15 protein-coding genes and 1 pseudogene are annotated in these 17148 nt (G+C 69.6%); 11 read left to right on the top strand and 5 right to left on the bottom strand.

What is annotated here, in order from left to right; all coding sequences use genetic code 11:
* Nucleotides 1-63: 63 nt before the first annotated feature.
* The 6 genes and pseudogenes from AD72_RS28645 (at nt 64) to AD72_RS28625 (ending at nt 6932) form a co-directional block, all read left to right on the top strand.
* The gene (locus AD72_RS28645) at nt 64-2169 is read left to right on the top strand and encodes an acyl-CoA dehydrogenase family protein (protein WP_231645008.1); all 2106 of its coding nucleotides are present in this window, start codon (nt 64-66) and stop codon (nt 2167-2169) included.
* Nucleotides 2170-2187: 18 nt separating this feature from the next.
* Nucleotides 2188-3156 (top strand): annotated as a pseudogene (locus AD72_RS37755) (acyl-CoA dehydrogenase family protein); the annotation flags it as partial.
* A 105-nt stretch (nt 3157-3261) separates the two neighbouring features.
* Nucleotides 3262-4407: an acyl-CoA dehydrogenase family protein gene (locus AD72_RS37750; RefSeq protein WP_231645009.1), complete on the top strand. Its 1146-nt coding sequence runs from the start codon at nt 3262-3264 to the stop codon at nt 4405-4407.
* Nucleotides 4404-5369 (top strand): bifunctional MaoC family dehydratase N-terminal/OB-fold nucleic acid binding domain-containing protein, encoded by a 966-nt coding sequence (locus AD72_RS28635; RefSeq protein ID WP_051899121.1) that lies wholly within the window; start codon nt 4404-4406, stop codon nt 5367-5369. Before AD72_RS37750 ends, AD72_RS28635 begins: the two co-directional genes overlap by 4 nt.
* A complete protein-coding gene (locus AD72_RS28630) occupies nt 5366-5779 on the top strand; it encodes a hotdog family protein (protein WP_425480787.1) in 414 nt (137 codons plus the stop codon). The genes AD72_RS28635 and AD72_RS28630 overlap by 4 nt, the downstream gene beginning before the upstream one ends.
* The gene (locus AD72_RS28625; protein ID WP_031469735.1) at nt 5772-6932 is read left to right on the top strand and encodes a lipid-transfer protein; all 1161 of its coding nucleotides are present in this window, start codon (nt 5772-5774) and stop codon (nt 6930-6932) included. Before AD72_RS28630 ends, AD72_RS28625 begins: the two co-directional genes overlap by 8 nt.
* A gap of 21 nt (nt 6933-6953) precedes the next feature.
* Here AD72_RS28625 and AD72_RS28620 read toward each other — a convergent pair whose 3' ends face one another.
* Genes AD72_RS28620 through kstD form a run of 5 tightly spaced genes read right to left on the bottom strand, consistent with a single transcriptional unit; the run spans nt 6954 to nt 11874 of the window.
* Nucleotides 6954-7682 (bottom strand): maleylpyruvate isomerase family mycothiol-dependent enzyme, encoded by a 729-nt coding sequence (locus tag AD72_RS28620; RefSeq protein ID WP_031469734.1) that lies wholly within the window; start codon nt 7680-7682, stop codon nt 6954-6956.
* Between the two features lie 31 nt (nt 7683-7713).
* The gene (locus tag AD72_RS28615; protein WP_031469733.1) at nt 7714-8715 is read right to left on the bottom strand and encodes a ferredoxin--NADP reductase; all 1002 of its coding nucleotides are present in this window, start codon (nt 8713-8715) and stop codon (nt 7714-7716) included.
* Nucleotides 8712-9062 carry a hypothetical protein gene (locus AD72_RS28610; RefSeq protein WP_037347662.1) on the bottom strand — a complete coding sequence of 117 codons (351 nt, stop codon included), beginning with the start codon at nt 9060-9062 and terminating at the stop codon, nt 8712-8714. The genes AD72_RS28615 and AD72_RS28610 overlap by 4 nt, the downstream gene beginning before the upstream one ends.
* Nucleotides 9059-10189, bottom strand: coding sequence for a 3-ketosteroid-9-alpha-monooxygenase, oxygenase component (locus AD72_RS28605; protein ID WP_031469732.1), 1131 nt, complete (start codon nt 10187-10189; stop codon nt 9059-9061). The genes AD72_RS28610 and AD72_RS28605 overlap by 4 nt, the downstream gene beginning before the upstream one ends.
* The gene (kstD, locus tag AD72_RS28600) at nt 10186-11874 is read right to left on the bottom strand and encodes a 3-oxosteroid 1-dehydrogenase (RefSeq protein WP_031469731.1); all 1689 of its coding nucleotides are present in this window, start codon (nt 11872-11874) and stop codon (nt 10186-10188) included. Before kstD ends, AD72_RS28605 begins: the two co-directional genes overlap by 4 nt.
* Nucleotides 11875-12062: 188 nt before the next feature.
* On the opposite strand from kstD, the gene AD72_RS28595 reads away from it, so the two are divergent.
* Genes AD72_RS28595 through hsaB form a run of 5 tightly spaced genes read left to right on the top strand, consistent with a single transcriptional unit; the run spans nt 12063 to nt 17121 of the window.
* Nucleotides 12063-13553, top strand: a complete 1491-nt coding sequence (locus tag AD72_RS28595; RefSeq protein ID WP_425480786.1) for an FAD-binding protein — start codon at nt 12063-12065, stop codon at nt 13551-13553.
* A 44-nt stretch (nt 13554-13597) separates the two neighbouring features.
* Complete coding sequence (gene hsaA, locus AD72_RS28590; protein ID WP_031469729.1) at nt 13598-14776, top strand: 3-hydroxy-9,10-secoandrosta-1,3,5(10)-triene-9,17-dione monooxygenase oxygenase subunit; 1179 nt, start codon at nt 13598-13600, stop codon at nt 14774-14776.
* Between the two features lies 1 nt (nt 14777).
* Nucleotides 14778-15644, top strand: a complete 867-nt coding sequence (gene hsaD, locus AD72_RS28585) for a 4,5:9,10-diseco-3-hydroxy-5,9,17-trioxoandrosta-1(10),2-diene-4-oate hydrolase (protein WP_031469728.1) — start codon at nt 14778-14780, stop codon at nt 15642-15644.
* A 5-nt stretch (nt 15645-15649) separates the two neighbouring features.
* Nucleotides 15650-16558: an iron-dependent extradiol dioxygenase HsaC gene (hsaC, locus tag AD72_RS28580; RefSeq protein ID WP_031469727.1), complete on the top strand. Its 909-nt coding sequence runs from the start codon at nt 15650-15652 to the stop codon at nt 16556-16558.
* On the top strand, nt 16555-17121 hold the full coding sequence (gene hsaB, locus AD72_RS28575; RefSeq protein ID WP_031469726.1) for a 3-hydroxy-9,10-secoandrosta-1,3,5(10)-triene-9,17-dione monooxygenase reductase subunit: 567 nt from the start codon (nt 16555-16557) through the stop codon (nt 17119-17121). The genes hsaC and hsaB overlap by 4 nt, the downstream gene beginning before the upstream one ends.
* The last annotated feature ends 27 nt before the right edge of the window (nt 17122-17148 follow it).

The following is a 17148-nucleotide window of genomic DNA, read 5'->3' as shown; positions in this document are numbered from 1 at the left end:
GATATACGTGCAGATTTGTATGTAATCTTCCCTCCAAGACTGAAACATGTTCTACTTATGGGCGTGCAGTCCGGCGTTACGATCCCGATCACCGAGGAACACCACGCGCTCGCCGAGGCGATCACCTCCTTCGCCTCGGCCGCGAAGGTGCGCGAAACCGTACGGGAACAGGCCGATGGCAACAGTCAGGCCTGGCGCAAACACTGGCCGGGGCTCGCCGAGCTCGGTGTGCTCGGCATCGCGGTGGATCCCGCGCGCGGCGGGGGCGGTGGCGAACTGCTCGACCTCGCGGTGGCCGCGGAAGCCTGTGCCGCCGAACTCGTGCCCGGACCGCTGCTGCCGAGCCTGCTGGCCTCCGTGCTGCTCGGGGACCACCCGCAGGCGGGGGAGCTGGCCGCCGGGCGCGCGCGGTTCGCCGTAGCGGACGGGTTCCGCCTCGAGGACGGGCGGATCTCCGGTACCGCGACCGTGCTCGGTGCCGAGGAAGGCTGCATGCTGCTCGCCGGAACCGGCACGGACTGGTTTCTCGTGGACGGCGCGCGGGCCCGGATCAGTCCACGCGAAGCGCTCGACTCCTCCGTTCCGGTCGCCCGGGTGAGCCTGGACGCCGTGGAGGGCGAGCGGCTCACCCCGGCCGGAGACACCCGGCTGCGCGGGGACGTCGAACTGATTACTGCGGTGCTCGTGGCCGCCGAATGCGCGGGCATCACCGGCTGGTGCCTGCGCACCGCCGCGGAGTACGCGAAGACCCGCGAACAGTTCGGCAAACCCATCGGCAGCTTCCAGGCGGTCAAACTGCTGTGCGCGGATCTGTTGTGCGCCAACGAAACCACCGGGGCGCTGGCCTGGGATGCCGCGCTGAGCGGGGAGGCGCTGCCCGCGGCCGCGGCCTGCGCCGCCGGACTGGAGCACGCGGTCGCCGCGGCGAAGAGCTGCATCCAGGTGCTCGGCGGGATCGGCTACACCTGGGAACACGACGCGCACCTGTATCTGCGCCGCGCGCTCGCGCTGCGCCAGTGGTTCGGCGGTGCGGGGAATCAGCGGGTGGCCCGGCTCGCCCTGGACGGGCGCCGGCGTTCCGCGCGGGACCGGGGCGCGGCGGATCCGGAAACCAGGGCCCGCATCGCGGAGATCGCCGAACTGGCCGAACCGGAACAGCGGCGCGCGCTCGCCGATGCGGGCCTGATCATGCCGCACTATCCACGGCCCTACGGACTCGAGGCGGACGCGGCGACCCAGCTGGCCATCGACGCCGAACTGGACGCGGCCGGAGTCGCCCGGCCGAACCTGGTCGTGGGCGCCTGGGCGCTGCCGACCATCCTCGGTTTCGGCACCGCGCAGCAGTGCGAACGGTTCATCATGCCGACCCTGCGCGGCGATCTCGTGTGGTGCCAGCTGTTCAGCGAGCCGGAGGCGGGATCGGATCTGGCCGGACTGCGCACCGCGGCGAAACGGGTGGACGGCGGCTGGGAACTGTCCGGGCAGAAGGTGTGGACCTCGGTCGCGGCGACCGCGGACTGGGCGATCTGCCTGGCCCGCACCGATCCGGAAGCCCCGAAACACAAGGGGATCACCTACTTCCTCGTGGACATGCGCACCTCCGGGATCACCGTGCGGCCGCTGCGCGAGATCACCGGGGAGGCGCTGTTCAACGAGGTGTTCCTGGACGGGGTCTTCGTGCCGGACGAGTGCGTGGTCGGCGCGGTGAACGAGGGCTGGAAACTGGCGCGGGCGACCCTGGCCAACGAGCGGGTCGCGCTGTCCGCCAATGCCTCCTTCGACGCCGATCTGGAACGCGTGCTGAGCATGGCCGGTGCCGATCCGAACGGGGCCCAGCCGGATGGGGAAGTGCTTGCCCGGATCGGTGAACTGGTGTGCAGCGGGCTCGCGGTACGGGCACTGGGTGCGCGCGGGGCCGCGCTGCGGCTCGCCGGTCGTCAGCCGGGCGCCGAATCGGCGGTGGCCAAACTGGTCGGGGTCGAGCACCGGCAGCGGACCGCCGACACCGCGCTGACCCTGTGCGGGCCCGAGGGCGCGCTCACCGAGGGCCAGGCCCGGGAACTGTCCACGGAACTGTTGCGCAGCAGGGCGTTGAGCATCGCGGGTGGCAGCACCCAGGTGCTCGGGGTGCACGTGGTCGAGCGCCTGCTCGGCCTGCCACGCGGCTGACCGGTATCCAAGCGAGAAGTGGGAGGTTGCGGCTTGCGTTTCGAACTCGATGCCGATCAGCGCGCGCTGGTCGAGCTCGCCGAGGAAGTGCTGCGCCGGGAGGAAGGAAATCCGGCGCACATCTGGAAGGCGCTGGTCGATGCGGGCGTGCTCGGTGCGGTGCTGCCGGAGCGCCACGGTGGCTCGGGTCTCGGCGTGTTCGAGGCCGGGCTGCTCGCGCAGGCGATCGCCCGAACGGGAGCGGATGTGCCCGTCTTCGGCTCGCTGTTCCTCGCCGCCCTACCGCTCGCCGCGCAGTCCGGGGACCCGGATCCGTTGCCGCGCAGCGTGATCGAGGACGGTGCGATCCTCACCGCGGCCGTCGGGGAACCCTCGGTACCGTTCCCGGCGCAACCGCGCACCGTGACCCGCGCCGAAGGGGACCGGTTGCGGGTGCGCGGAACCAAGATCAACGTTCCCGAGCTGGACCAGGCCGCCAGGCTGCTGGTCACCGTGACCCACGAGGGCGCGCCCGCGGTGGTGCTCGTGGACGCGAACGCCGAAGGGGTGCGCCCCGGGCCGCGCGGTTCGCTGCACCTCGAGGACGCCCCGGTTGCCCGGGTGCTCGGTGGCGCGGAACTGCTGCGTTCGGTGCACGAGCACGCCCTGGCCGGGGCGGCCGCCCTCGCCGACGGGGCACTGGCCGGGGCGCTCGACCTGACCGTGACCCACATCGGGACCCGGGAGCAGTTCGGCCGCCCGATCGCCACCTTCCAGGCCGCGGCAGCGCAGGTCGCCGATGTCTACATCGCCGCGCGCGCCATGCACCTGATCGCCTTCTCGGCCTGCTGGCGGCTCGGCAACGGACTCGCCGCGGCGACCGATCTGGCCGCCGCGGGCTACTGGCTGGCCGCGCGCACCGTCGAGGCCGTGCACACCTGCCATCACCTGCACGGCGGGATCGGTGTGGACATGGACTACCCGTTGCACCGTTACTACGGGAAACTCACCGCGCTGACCGGATTCCTCGGCGGGGGACCGGCGGCGACCGAGGCGATCGGCGGGCTGGCCGGAACCGAACCGGTCGCCGAGCGCCGCGAACCCGGACCCGGGGTGGAACTGGAACTCTCGCCGAAACAACAGGAACTGCGTGCCGAACTGCGCGCCTACCTCGGCACGCTGATCACCCCGGAGCAGCGTGAGCAGTTGCGCGTGCAACGGCACGGCGACGCGCACCGCGAGGTCGTGCGCCGTCTCGGGGCCGACGGGTGGCTCGGGGTCGGCTGGCCGCCCGAGTACGGCGGCCGCGGGGTCGATCCGATCGAACAGGCGATCTTCGTCAACGAGGCCGCACGCGCCGATGTGCAGCTGCCCTCGGTGACCCTGCAGACGGTCGCGCCGACGCTGCTCGCGAACGGAACCGAGGAACAGCGCGAGTTCTTCCTGCCGAAGATTCTCGCCGGGCAACTGCATTTCGCTATCGGGTACAGCGAACCCGAGGCGGGGACCGACCTTGCCTCGCTGCGCACCACCGCGGTGCGGGACGGGGACGAGTACGTGGTCAACGGGCAGAAGATGTTCACAACCGGGGTGCACGAGGCGGACTACATCTGGCTGGCCGTGCGCACCGACCGGGAAGCCCCGAAACACAAGGGGATCTCGGTACTGATCGTGGACACTCGCGATCCCGGATTCAGCCACACTCCGATCATCACCTGCGACGGCGCGCACCACGTGAACGCCTGCTACTTCAACGATGTGCGGGTTCCGGTGAACCGCCTTGTCGGCGAGGAGAACAAGGGCTGGCGGCTGATCACCACACAGCTCAACCACGAGCGCGTGATGCTCGGCCCGCACGGCTATGTCGGCGCGCAATACGACCGGGTGCGGGACTGGGCGGCCGCGCGCGGGCTGCTCGGCGAACCCGATGTGCGCGCCGGTCTGGGTGAGGTGCTGGCCGTGCTGCGCATCAACGAACTGCTCAACTGGCAGGTGGCCGCCTCGCACGACGGTTCGGTCGGGGACGCCTGTGCCACCAAGGTGTTCGGCTCGACCGAGATGCAGCGGGTCGGCCGGTTGCTCAACCAGATCCTGGCGCGGCACGGCGATCCGGGGGACCCGGAGACCGCCGAGCTCGCCGACTGGCTGGACATGATGGCGCGGCGCAATCTGGTGCTGACCTTCGGCGGCGGGGTGAACGAGGTGCAGCGGGAACTGATCGCCCAGTTCGGGCTCGGGCTGCCGCGGGTGCCGCGATGAGTGAGCAAGGGAGGAATCGAGCCATCGATACCGAAGAATGGATCCGCCGCCGTGCCGAGGAGATCGCGGCCGCCGGACGCAGCGCCCCCCGGCAGGCGCGCGATCCGGTAAACACCGCGATGATCAACAACTGGACCGAGGCCTTCAGTGACACGGATCCGCGCTACGCACCGGGACCGGACACGGTCGCCCCGCCGGGGATGATCCAGGCCTGGACCATGGCCGGACTGCACGGGGCGCGCGCCACCGACGATCCGCTCGGGCACATCATCGCGGTGCTCGACGAGGCCGGGTACACCTCCATCGTGGCCACGAACTCCGATCAGACCTATCACCGCTACCTGCGCGTCGGTGAGCGGGTGAGCTCGGCGACCGAGCTGACCGAGGTGGTCGGGCCGAAACGGACCGCGCTCGGCGAGGGCTGGTTCGTCACCACGAAAACGGTGTGGACCGTGGGGGACGAACAAGTCGGCGAGATGCGCTTCCGGGTGCTGAAATTCCGGCCCGGCAGCGCGGAAACGGGCGAGGAGCCGGAGAGCCACCCGGACATCATCGACGCCCGGGAACGGTCCGCGGGCACCATGCGGCCCCCGGTGTCGAAGGACACCGAGTTCTTCTGGGAGGGCACGAAGCAAGCGGAACTGCGCATCCAGCGCTTCGGCACCGAACTGCGCCACCCGCCCGGCGCGATGGGGCGCGAGCAGCCGGACGCGGAACCGGACTGGATCCGCAGTACCGGCAAGGGAACGGTGTACAGCTACGTGGTGCACCACCACCCCAAGGTTCCCGGGCGCGCGACCCCGTTCGTCGTCGCGCTCGTCGATCTCGAGGAAGGTGTGCGGATGATGGGCGAGCTCATCGATGTGGACCCGGAAACGGTCCACATCGGACAACAGGTCGAGGTGGTCTTCCTCCGGGTCACCGACGATCTGGTGCTCCCGGCATGGAGGCCGCGGTCATGATCGGGACGACACTGCCCGCGCTGCGCATCGAGGTCACCCCGACCGTGGTGATCAGCACCGCGCTGGCCACGAGGGACTTCCAGGACGTGCACCACGACCGGGATGCCGCCGTGCAGCGCGGTTCGAAGGACATCTTCCTCAACATCCTCAGCACCACCGGTCTCGTGCAACGGTTCGTCACCGAATGGGGCGGCCGGAACTGCCTGGTGCGCGGGGTTTCCATCAAGCTCGGGGTGCCCTGCTACGCCGGAGACACCCTGACGATCACCGGTTCGGTCCGGGAGTCGGTGCGGGAAGCGGGGGAGGAGCAATACGTGGTCGCGGTGAGCGGGACCTGCGGCCTCGGTGAGCACGTGCGCGGCACGGTGCGGTTCGCTCTCGAAGACGCTGCAGGAGGTGAGCATGACTGACACGGCGATCGTGGGTATCGGGGCCACCGATTTCTCCAAGGAATCCGGGCGCAGCGAACTGCGCCTTGCCTGCGAGGCGATCCGTTCCGCGCTGGGCGATGCCGGACTCGAACCGTCCGATGTGGACGGTGTGGTGCGGTTCGGCATGGACACCAGCGACGAGATCGCCGTCGCCCGCGAACTCGGCATGGGGGAGCTGCGGTTCTTCAGCCGGATCGGTTACGGCGGCGGGGCCGCTTGCGCGATCGTGCAGCAGGCGGTGCTCGCCGTCGCGGGCGGTGCCGCGGATGTCGTGGTGTGCTACCGCGCGTTCAACGAGCGCTCCGGGCACCGGTTCGGTCAGGTCTCCACCGGTGCGGTGGCCGCGCCGAGCAGTGCGGGCGTGGACAACGGCTGGCATTACCCGTTCGGGATCGCCACCCCCGCGGCGACCGTGGCCATGGTGGCGCGCCGCTATATGCACGAATACGGTGCCACGAGCGAGGACTTCGGGCGGATCGCGGTACTCGACCGCAAACACGCCGCCACCAACCCGAACGCCTGGTTCTACGGAAAACCGATCACCCTCGCCGAACACCAGGAATCCCGGATGATCGCGGATCCCCTGCGGCTGTTCGACTGCTGCCAGGAGACCGACGGCGGCATCGCGCTGGTGATCACCTCCGCCGAACGGGCCCGGGATCTCGCCGCGCCCCCGGTGCGGATCGCCGCGGCCGCCCAGGGCAGCGGACCCGACCAGTACACGATGACCAGCTACTACCGCGAGGACATCGCGGCACTGCCGGAGATGTCGGTCGTCGGGCGCCAGCTCTGGGAGAGTTCCGGGCTGCGGCCCGAGGACATGGGCGCGATCGTGCTCTACGACCACTTCACCCCGTACACCCTGCTGCAGCTCGAAGAGCTGGGCTTCTGCGGGCGCGGCGAGGCACCGGCCCTGGTGGCCTCCGGCGAGCTCGAACTGACCGGGCGCTGGCCGCTGAACCCGCACGGTGGTCAGCTCGGCGAGGCCTACCTGCACGGGGTGAACGGGATCGCCGAGGCGGTGCGCCAGTTGCGCGGAACCGCGGTCAACCAGGTCACCGATCCTGGCCACGTGCTGGTCACCGCGGGCACCGGGGTGCCGACCTCGGGCCTGATCCTGGGCGCCGCCTGAGTTGCTCGCGCAGCTCGGCTCTCAGCCGGTGCGCAGGGCGGCGATGCGGTTCTCGGTACCGCGTGCCCCGGTGAGCGGGATCCGGCCCCAGAGCCCGAGGTAGAGCTGTTCGGCCCCGCCGTGCAGCAGTACGTCCGGCTCGGGATCGGTGTCCAGGGCGCGCACCGTGCCCTCCTCGATGGCGCGGTGCCAGCATGGCCCCTCGTCCGTGCGCACCTCGGCGGTCCAGCGACCCGTCATGACCTCGCCGGTGCGCAGCGGCAGGTGGATGTCGAGCACTTCACCGATCCCGTCGAGGCAACCCCGCAGGGGCAGCCGTACCGGACGGCCGAGGGCGGTGTAGGCGTCCCAGGCGTGCACCAGCGCTTCGTGGGCGAGGCAGCGGGGCCAGAACCGCAACCGGGCGGGCTCGCGGGACCAGTTCCACACCCGGGTCTCCGGGTCGAGGCCGCGCAGCCGGTGCAGCAGCGCGCTGGTCCGTTCGTCCGCCCAGGCACACACCTCGGCGTCCGCGGGCAGTTCCGCGTCGGTGAACTCGGGTTCCGGCCCGGCCGCTTCGATCACGGCGTCCACGAAGTAGGCGACGTTTCCCATGTGGTGCACCAGATGGCGGAGCTGCCATCCGGGACAGCTGGGCACATCCACGTGTTCGTTGCCCGTCGCGATCTCGAACAGGGCTCCCGCCCAGGTCTCCGTGAGCCGCAGGTAGTCCGCATCGGTCAGGCCCGGTTCGGCCGGTGCTGAGTTCATGGGCGCACCGTAGCGCCCGGGCCCGACAGTCTCAGTCGTAGCGGATGTGCACTTCCTCGGTGAGCGGAAGGGACTGGCAGGCCAGGATGATGCCCTCGTCAAGGTCCTCCTGTTCGAGGATCTCGTTGTTCAGCATCTTGACCTCGCCGCCGACCAGTCGGCAGGCGCAGGTGCTGCACCGTCCCTCCCGGCAGGAGTAGGGCGCGTCAAGTCCGTTGTCCAGCAGGGTGTCCAGCAGCTTGGTGCCCTCGGGCCACTCGATCTCGCTGTCCGTGTCGTCCAGGTTCACGAACACCTTCGCCGCGGCGCCGCCTCCGGGCTCCGGCCGGAGGAAGGGGTTGTCCTGGTGTGAGAGGTATTCCTCGACGTGCACGGTGTCCGCGGGCCAGGACAGCGCGGTGACGGTCTCCGACATGACCCGTTTGAAGCCCTCGGGCCCGCAGTAGTAGAGCCGCCGTCCGCGGTATTCGCCGAGCAGCCCGGTCAGCGCCTCGGTGGTCGGCAGCCCGCGTTCGGATTCGTGCCAGTGCACGAGTTCCAGGCGGTCGTGGCGCTCGGCGAGCTCGGTGAGCGCCTCGCCGAAGATGGTCCGCTCGGCGTCCGGGTTGGCGTAGAGCAGGAAGACCCGGCCGCTGCCCTGTTCGAGCACGGTGCGCAGGATGGAGTGCACCGGGGTGATCCCGCTGCCCGCCGCGGCGAGCACGATGTCCTCGTCGAGGGTGGCGGGGGTGAACGTGCCCCCGGGGGCCAGCACCTCGACCTGGGAGCCGGGACGCAGCGCGCACATCCATTCCGAGCCCGGCCCCATCCGCTTGACCGTGACCTGCGGCCGTTGCGCACCCTCGGGATTGGAGAAGGAGTAGGAGCGGGCCACGGATTCCCCGTCCGCAAGCCGGATGTGCACCGTGGTGAACTGGCCGGCCCGGTGCGCGAACACCGCGCGGTGCTCCTCGGGCACCTCGAACACGATGGTGCTCGCCTCGGCGGTCTCGGGGATCACCTCGGCAACGGTGAGCAGGAAACTACGCGTCACGCCCGTACCTCGCTCGGTCCCTCGATGCTCGGATCCTCGATACCGGAATCGCCGATACCGGGTTTCTCCACGAACAGCCCGTCATCCGCGGCGGCCTCGATGCTGGCCCGCAGCCATTCGCAACCGGGTTGCTCCTCCCGGTTGAACGCCTGGCAGACCCGGTCCGGGTCCTGGGTCCACTGCACACTGGTGTGCTTGGGGCTGCGTTTCCCGGCGAGCACTACGGCCGCGCACCGCATGCAGGCGATCTCGCGCAGATCCCCGTACAGGTACTCCGTGCGTTCCGCCTCGGTCTGCCCGGGCTCCCCGACCGCGGTCTGCGGTTTGGCCCACCGCCCGCCGCTCATGCTTCGGCTTTCTCGCGTTCCGCGCGCAGCGCCAGGTTCTCCGCGACCTCGGCCTCCCACACCTCGTTCGCCCGTGTGGTGTCCACTTCGAACTCGAAGCGGTTGGTCATTTCCTCGGAGATGTCCTCGACGTCCACATAGAACTGTTCGTACCAGCGGCGCAACTGGTAGACCGGGCCGTCCTCCTCGCACAGCAGCGGGTTGTCGATCTTGGTCTTGTTCTCCCAGATCTCCACATCCTGGAGGAACCCGTCGCCGAAGTTCTTGTGCAGCTTCTGCGCGAGGATCTGGATGTGTTCGGGCTCCATCCCGGGGAAGCCCTTCGCGGCCAGTCCCCACTGCAGCATGAAGGAGTCCTCGGTGATCGGGTAGTGGCAGTTGATGAGCACGCACTCGATCTCGTTGCCGTTCAGGGCCGGCCACAACCAGTTGACCATGTAGGAGGGGCCGAAGTAGGTGGCCTCGGAGCGCAGCGTGGAGCCCTCGGCCTTCTTCGGGTCCTTCATGTAGTCCGGGCGCGCTTTCGAACGCAGATACTGGGTCGCGGTGTGCCCGGAGAAGATGTTCGAGAACTGGGTGGGGAAGGCGTGGTGCACGTAGAAGAAGTGCGCCACATCGGCCACGTTGTCGATGACCTCGCGGCAGTTCGAGCCGCTGATCACCCGCTGGTCCCAGATCCAGTCACTCCACTGCTCGGTGTTCACCCCGGGGATCTCCGGGATAGCCTGCTCCGCGATCGGCGGGTTGCCCTGCGGGTCGTTCCACACGAACAGCTGCCCGTTCTGCTCGCTGGTCGGCCAGCCGCGGCTACGCGCGCGCAGCGGAACCCGCTTGGCGTAGGGGATCCCGGTGCACTTCCCGTTCCCGCCCCAGCGCCAGTCGTGGAACGGGCAGGCGATCGAGTCACCCTTCACGGTTCCCTGGGTGAGGTCGGCGCCCATGTGCCTGCAGTAGCCGTCGAGCGCGTGCAGTTTCCCGTCCTGCCCGGCCCAGACGACCAGTTTCGTGCCGAAGGCCTCGATCGCGTGCGGTTGCCCGTCGCGGAAGGTCTCGGCCAGCCCGAGACAGTGCCAGCCGCGGGCGTACCGCGCCGTGGAGGCGCCGGTGTCGATATTGCGCACGCTCATGATTCCTCCGTAACTGTCAGCGAGTGCCCCGCGGCGTGCTTGGCCGCGAGGTAGCCGAATGTCATGGCCGGTCCGATGGTGGCCCCCGGACCCGCGTAGCTGCCGCCCATCAGCGCCGCGCTCACATTGCCCGCCGCGTACAGGCCGTCGATCGGCGAGCCGTCGGTGCGCAGTACCCGGGCCTGCGCGTCGGTGCGCACCCCGCCCTTGGTGCCGAGGTCGCCGGGCACCAGCTGCACCGCGTAGAACGGCGGGGTGCGCAGCGCGGCGAGCGAGGAGTTCGGGCGGACCCGCGGATCGCTGTAGTACGAGTCGTAGTGGCTTGTGCCCCGGCCGAAGTCCGCGTCGACTCCGGACTTGGCGAAGCCGTTGAACCGTTGGACCGTGGCCTCCAGCTGCTCCGCGGGTACCTCGATGGCCTTGGCGAGCTCACCGATGCTGCCCGCGCGCTGGACCACCCCGGAGGCGAGCCATTTGCGCGGCAGCGGCTGGCGCGGCGGCAGACCGGCGAAGATGTAGCGGTTGCGGTAGCGCTGGTCGAACACCAGCCAGGTGGGCATGTTACGGGCCGGTCCACCGGGCTCGCCGTACATCGCGTGCACTGCGTCCACATAGGGCGCCGCCTCGTTGCCGAACCGCTCGCCCGAGCCGTTGACCATGATGCTGCCCGGCAGCGTGCGCTCCGCGAGGCAGAAGTAGGTGCCACCGGCGAACGGGATCGAGGGGCCCCACCAGGCCTCCTCGAGCAGTTCGGTGGCCACGTCCAGTTCGGTGTGTTCCAGGCAGGCCAGCAGCCCGTCACCGGTGTTGGATTCCGCGCCCACGGTCCAGTCCCCGCTGATCGGTTCGCGCTGGTGGGTCTTGCGCAGTTCGGCATTGCGCTCGAAGCCGCCGCTGGCCAGCAGCACCCCGCGGCGCGCGGTCAGGGTGACCTCCTCGCCCCCGGAGTCGACCACCACCCCGCGCACCGCGCCGCCGGAGACGACCAGCCTGCGCAGCGGGGTGTTCAGCTCGATGGGGATCCCCGCCTGGGCGAGCCCGACGCGCAGCCCGGCGGCCAGCGCCCGGCCCATGGTGAGTACCTTGCGCCTGCGCACCCGGGCCTTGGTCATCCGCCCGGCCAGCCGCAGCGCGGTCAGCATCGAGCGCGGATCGCGCAGGATCAGGTTGAGCTTGCGGAAATCGGCCTGGGTCAGCGGGACCGCGTCCTGGCCCGCCATGTACGGCTTCTCCAGGGTGTGCCGCAGTTCGCCGAGCACCCCGGAATCCATCGGAACCGGTTCCACCGAGCGCCCGCCCGGCCGCCCGCCGGGACCTTCCGGGTAGTAGTCCGAGTATCCGGGGACCCACTGCAGTTTCAGCGGGGTGCGCTCGAGTACCAGGTCCAGCATGGCGGGCCCGTGGTCGAGGTAGGCGTCGATCCGCTCCTGCTCGATCCCGGGGCCCGCGACATGGCGCAGGTAGGCGGCCGCGTCCGCGCGGGTGTCCTGGACCCCGGCCTTGCGCAGTACCGAGTTCCCCGGGATCCATACCCCGCCGCCCGAACGCGCAGTCGAACCGCCGTACCGTCCGTTCTTCTCCACGATCACGGTCCGCAATCCCGCTTCGTGGGCGGCGAGTGCCGCCGTCATGCCGGCACCACCGCTGCCGACGATGATCAGGTCGTACTCCGTGCTCTCCCGCATCCGCACCGCGCCTTCCCGCATTCGCGCCCTGACAGCTCATGGGCCAAATATGGAACATGTTATAGAAACGCCTCGGCGAACGCTATCGCCCGCCGTAGAGAAGAGGGTAACATCGCGCGGCGAGAAAACTAGAACTTGTTTCACATCAAGACTCGGGTCACATCGGACCCGGTTCGTGAGGAGTGGACGTGGAAGCAGACGTGCTCGTGGTCGGGTTCGGCGCGGCGGGAGCGTGTGCCGCGCTGCAGGCGGCCTCCCAGGGCCTGCGGGTGCTCGCGATCGACCGGTTCACCGGCGGCGGGACCACGGCCATCTCCGGCGGGGTGGTCTACGCGGGCGGTGGGACGAGTGTGCAACAGGCGGCCGGGGTGCGCGATTCGGTCGAGGCGATGGAGGAGTACCTGCGCGCCGAGGTCGGCGAGGCGGTCTCGGCGGAGACACTGCACCGATTCTGTGCCGGTTCGGCCGCGGACATCGACTGGCTGGCCGGGCACGGGGTTCCGTTCGAGCCGACGCCCTGTCCATTCAAGACCTCCTATCCGAACGACCGGTACTACCTCTACCACTCCGGAAGCGAACTCGCGCACGATCCGCAGGCGCCCCCGCGCGGGCACCGGGCGCACGCCCCGGGGACATCCGGAAAGGCGCTCTACGCCCCGCTCGCGGCCGCGGCGCGCAAGGCCGGGGTGCGGTTGCGCGGGCAGACCAGGGCGACCGGGCTGATCGTGCGCGACGGCGTGGTGCGCGGGGTGCGCTGCCGCACGCTCGAATCGGCACCCGCGCTCGTGCGCCGCGCCCACCGGGTGCTCGCCGGATACGCCGCGAAACCCGGGGTCTACGCCCCGCCGCTGCGCAGGCGGCTCGGCAAGCTGATCACCGCGCTGGAATCGCGGTACGGCACCGAGGTGGAGCTCACCGCCGAGCACGGGGTGATCCTGGCCAGCGGCACCTTCAACGCGAACCGGCGGATGCTCGCCGAGCACGTCGAGCGCTTCCGGGGCTCGCTTCCGCTGGGCACCATCGCCGACGACGGCAGCTCGGTGCGGCTCGGCGAACAGGCGGGCGCGGCGACCAAGGCGATGGACCGGATCTCGGTGTGGCGGTTCATCACCCCGCCCTCGGCGTTCACCAAGGGCACGCTGATCGATTCGGCGGGGGAGTTGCTGTGCGGGGCGAACCGCTACGGCGCCGCGATCGGGTCCGAGCTGCTGCGCCGCTCCGACGGGCGCGGCTGGCTGATCGTGGACGAGCCGCTGCTGCGTGAGGCGCGCGGGCAGATCCGCGAGGAGGCGGTGTGGTTCCAGCGGATGCAGTTCGAGTTCCTGGTGCGGCGCAAAAGTGTCAGCGCACCGAGCAGGGCCGCGCTGGCCGCCCGGATCGGGGTGGCGCCCGAACAGCTTCCGGAGTCCACGCAGCCGATGCACGCCTTCGATATCTCGCTGCGCCCGCACCTGCTCTACCCGTGGCCGATGCTCACCCTGGGCGGACTGGCCGTGGACGAGGAGAGCGGGGCGGTGCTGGACGGACAGGGACGGTCGATTCCGGGCCTGTTCGCCGCGGGCCGGGCGGCGGCGGGGATCTGCGCACATTCGTACGTCAGCGGCCTCTCGATCGCCGACTGTGTGTTCTCCGGACGCAGGGCGGCACGCGCGGTGGCTGGGACCCTGGCCAAAAACTAGAACATGTTCTAGTATTGCCCCATACGATTTGAGGAGATGCGCCAATGGGAGAACTCACCGTCGACGAGGTGCGGACGCGGGTCACCGACCTGCTCGGCGAACTGCGCGAGCGTGCGCAGGAGACCGAGGACCTGCGGAAGGTGCACGACGAGTCGATCAAATCCTTGGAAGCGGCGGGATTCTTCCTGCTGCTGCAGCCGGCGCGGTATGGTGGACTCGAGGCCGACCCGGTCGAGTTCTACCGCACGGTGACCGATATCGCCAGCGCGTGCGGGAGCACCGGATGGGTCGCCTCGATCCTCGGCCTGCACCCCTGGCACCTGGCCCTGTTCGATGACAAGGCGCAGCGCGAGGTGTGGGGCGAGGACAAGAACGCCCGGATCTCCTCCTCCTATGCGCCGATGGGCAAGGCGAAGATCGTCGAGGGCGGCTACCGGCTCTCCGGCCGGTGGAGCTTCTCCTCCGGCTGCGATCACGCCACCTGGGTGTTCCTCGGCGGGCCGGTGCTCGACGAGGAGAACAACCCGGTCGACTTCTGCACCTATCTGCTGCCGATCGCGGACTACCAGATCATCGATGTGTGGGACACGGTCGGCCTGCGCGGCACCGGCTCCAACGACATCCTGGTCGAGGACGTGTTCGTGCCCGGGCACCGGGTGCTTTCCTTCAAGGACATGGCCCGCTGTTCGGGGCCCGGTCAGGAGGTCAACGAGTCGCCGATCTACAAGCTGCCCTACGGCACGGTGCACCCGAGCTGCATCACCGCGCCGATCATCGGGATGGCACGCGGGGCCTACGAGGCGCACGTGAGCTACATGGGCGAGCGGGTGCGCGCCGCCTACGCGGGCGAGCAGTCCAAAGAGGACCCGTTCGCCAAGGTGCGGATCGCGGAGGCGGCCAGCGAGATCGACGCCGCCTGGTTGCAGCTTTCCCGCAACGTGGCCGAGGAACTGGAACTGGTCCGCGCGGGCAAGACGATCCCGATGCCGATGCGCACCAGGGCGCGCCGCGATCAGGTGCGCGGCACCGAGCGGTCCATCGCGGCGATCGACCGGCTGTTCGAGAACTCCGGTGGGCGCGCGCTGCGCAACGGCACCCCGATCCAGCGGTTCTGGCGGGACGCGCACGCCGGGCGGGTGCACGCGGCCAACGATCCGGAACGGGCCTATGTCCTGTACGGCACCGGGGAGTTCGGTCTCCCGGTGCGGGATGCGATGGTCTGATATGACAGTGACCCTCGAGGAACTGCGGGCCGGATCCTTCGTCGAGCTGCCGAGCGGGCTGCGGCTGCACTATCACCGCGCGGGTGACCCGTCGAATCCCACGGTGGTGCTGCTGCACGGCGGCGGGCCGGGCGTCTCGGCCTGGGTGAACTTCAGCCGCACGATCGGCGCGCTCGCCGAGCAGTACGACGTGCTCGCGATCGACCAGCCGGGATTCGGCGAGTCGGACAAGCCGAGCGAGCACGGGCAGTACTTCACGTTCAGCGCGGGCGCGGTCGCCGAATGCCTGACCGAACTCGGGATCGAGCGCGCGCACTTCGTCGGGAACTCCCTCGGCGGCGGCACCGCGGTGCGGTTCGCGCTCGACTACGGCAAGCGCGCGGGCCGTCTGGTGCTGATGGGCCCCGGCGGGCTGAGCATCAACACCTTCGCCCCGGACCCGACCGAGGGCATCAAGGCGCTCGGCAGATTCGGTGCCGAACCCACCCGGGAGAACATCGAGAAGTTCCTGCGTTGCATGGTCTTCGACCAGTCGCTGATCACCGAGGAACTCATCGACGAGCGCTTCGAGGTGGCCAAGCGCCCGGAATCGCTGGCCGCGATGGGCGCGATGGGTGCCTCCTTCCGGGATCCGGCGACCGCCGAAGCTGGCATGCTCTGGCGTGAGGGATACAAACTGCGCCAGCGGGTGCTGCTGATCTGGGGCCGCGAGGACCGGGTCAATCCGCTGGACGGGGCGCTGCTGGCGTTGAAGACGATCCCGCGCGCGGAACTGCACGTGTTCCCGCGCTGCGGGCACTGGGCGCAGCTGGAGCGGTTCGCCGAATTCAACCAGCTCGTGACGAATTTCCTGAGCGAGGAAGGGTAATCGGAATGGGTATTCGCTCGCTCGGTTACCTCTACATCGAGGCGACCGATATCGAGGCATGGCGGACCTACGGGCTCAAGGTGCTCGGCATGGTCGAGGGCAAGGGCCCTGTCGAGGACCGGCTCTATCTGCGCATGGACGAGTTCCCGGCGCGGCTGGTGATCGTGCCCGGAGACCAGGATCGGCTGCTGCACAGCGGATGGGAGGTCGCCAACGAGGCCGAGCTGGACGAGATCGCCGAACGGGTGCAGGCCGCGGGTTTCCCGGTGAAGTCCGGTACCGCCGAGGAGCTCGCCGAGCGCCGGGTGAACGGGCTGATCAAGCTCGAGGATCCCTCGGGGAACGCGGTCGAGGTCTTCCATGGGGTCGCGCTGCAGCACCGGCGTGTGGTCAGCCCGTACGGGCACCGCTTCGTGACCGAGCACCAGGGCCTCGGCCACGTCGTACTGTCCACTTCGGACGATGCGAAGGCGTTGCACTTCTACCGGGATGTGCTCGGTTTCCGGTTGCGCGACTCGATGCGGCTGCCCCCGCAGGCAGTCGGCCGCTCGGCCGAGGATCCGCCAGCCTGGTTGCGGTTCTTCGGCTGCAACTCGCGCCACCACAGCTTGGCCTTCCTGCCGATGCCGACGCCGAGCGGGATCGTGCACCTGATGCTCGAGGTCGAGGAACCCGACGACGTCGGGCTCTGCCTCGACCGGGCGCTGCGGCGCAAGGTGCCCATGTCGGCCACTCTCGGGCGGCACGTCAACGACAAGATGCTGTCCTTCTACATGAAGACCCCCGGCGGCTTCGATGTGGAGTTCGGCTGCGAGGGCCTCGAAGTGGACGACGAGGACTGGATCGCGCGGGAGAGCACCGCGGTCTCCCTGTGGGGCCACGACTTCTCCATCGGGGTTCGGGAGCAGCAATGAGTACCGGGCAGGTGGCCTTCGATCAGCGCCGGTACCGGCAGGTGCTCGGGCACTTCTGCACCGGGGTCACGGTGATCACCGCGGTCGGCGAGGCGGGACCGATCGGTTTCGCCTGCCAGTCCTTCGCCGCGCTGTCCATCGATCCACCGCTGGTGCTGTTCTGCCCGGGCCGGACATCGCGGTCCTGGCCGGTGATCGAGAAGGCGGGCACGTTCTGCGTGAACCTGCTCGCCGAGCACCAGAGCGAGATCTCCGCCCGGTTCGGTGCGCCGAGCAAGGACAAGTTCTCCGGGCTGCCGCTGTACGCGACGCCGCAGGGCAACCCGATCATCGACGGGGCGCTCACCTGGATCGACTGCACGGTGCACGAGGTGCGCGAGGGCGGGGACCACTTCATCGTGCTCGGCCACGTCGAGCATCTGGGTCCGGCCTCGGACGGGAAACCGCTGCTGTTCAACCGGGGCAGCTACACCGGCCTGACCGGCCAGCCCGCCGAACCGGCCCCGGTGGACCTGGAACTGGATTCGTTCCTGCGGCTGCCGAGCTCGACCGACTGGCTGTAGCAAGACCGTAAGAAAAATCCCCCGGGG

The sequence above is a fragment of the Sciscionella sediminilitoris genome (assembly GCF_000737195.2).
Lineage (GTDB): Bacteria > Actinomycetota > Actinomycetes > Mycobacteriales > Pseudonocardiaceae > Sciscionella > Sciscionella sediminilitoris.
Note: the sequence above shows the minus strand (reverse complement) of the source record. Positions and strands in the feature narration are given on the sequence as shown.

Bases quoted from the DNA above. Each gene is read 5' to 3' on its own strand.
- AD72_RS28625 (WP_031469735.1), top strand. From the start codon at position 5,772: ATGACTGACACGGCGATCGTGGGTATCGGGGCCACCGATTTCTCCAAG.
- kstD (WP_031469731.1), bottom strand. From the start codon at position 11,874: ATGCGGGAGAGCACGGAGTACGACCTGATCATCGTCGGCAGCGGTGGT.
- hsaA (WP_031469729.1), top strand. From the start codon at position 13,598: ATGGGAGAACTCACCGTCGACGAGGTGCGGACGCGGGTCACCGACCTG.
- AD72_RS28630 (WP_425480787.1), top strand. From the start codon at position 5,366: ATGATCGGGACGACACTGCCCGCGCTGCGCATCGAGGTCACCCCGACC.
- AD72_RS28620 (WP_031469734.1), bottom strand. From the start codon at position 7,682: ATGAACTCAGCACCGGCCGAACCGGGCCTGACCGATGCGGACTACCTG.
- AD72_RS28610 (WP_037347662.1), bottom strand. From the start codon at position 9,062: ATGAGCGGCGGGCGGTGGGCCAAACCGCAGACCGCGGTCGGGGAGCCC.
- hsaD (WP_031469728.1), top strand. From the start codon at position 14,778: ATGACAGTGACCCTCGAGGAACTGCGGGCCGGATCCTTCGTCGAGCTG.
- AD72_RS28605 (WP_031469732.1), bottom strand. From the start codon at position 10,189: ATGAGCGTGCGCAATATCGACACCGGCGCCTCCACGGCGCGGTACGCC.
- hsaC (WP_031469727.1), top strand. From the start codon at position 15,650: ATGGGTATTCGCTCGCTCGGTTACCTCTACATCGAGGCGACCGATATC.
- hsaB (WP_031469726.1), top strand. From the start codon at position 16,555: ATGAGTACCGGGCAGGTGGCCTTCGATCAGCGCCGGTACCGGCAGGTG.
- AD72_RS28635 (WP_051899121.1), top strand. From the start codon at position 4,404: ATGAGTGAGCAAGGGAGGAATCGAGCCATCGATACCGAAGAATGGATC.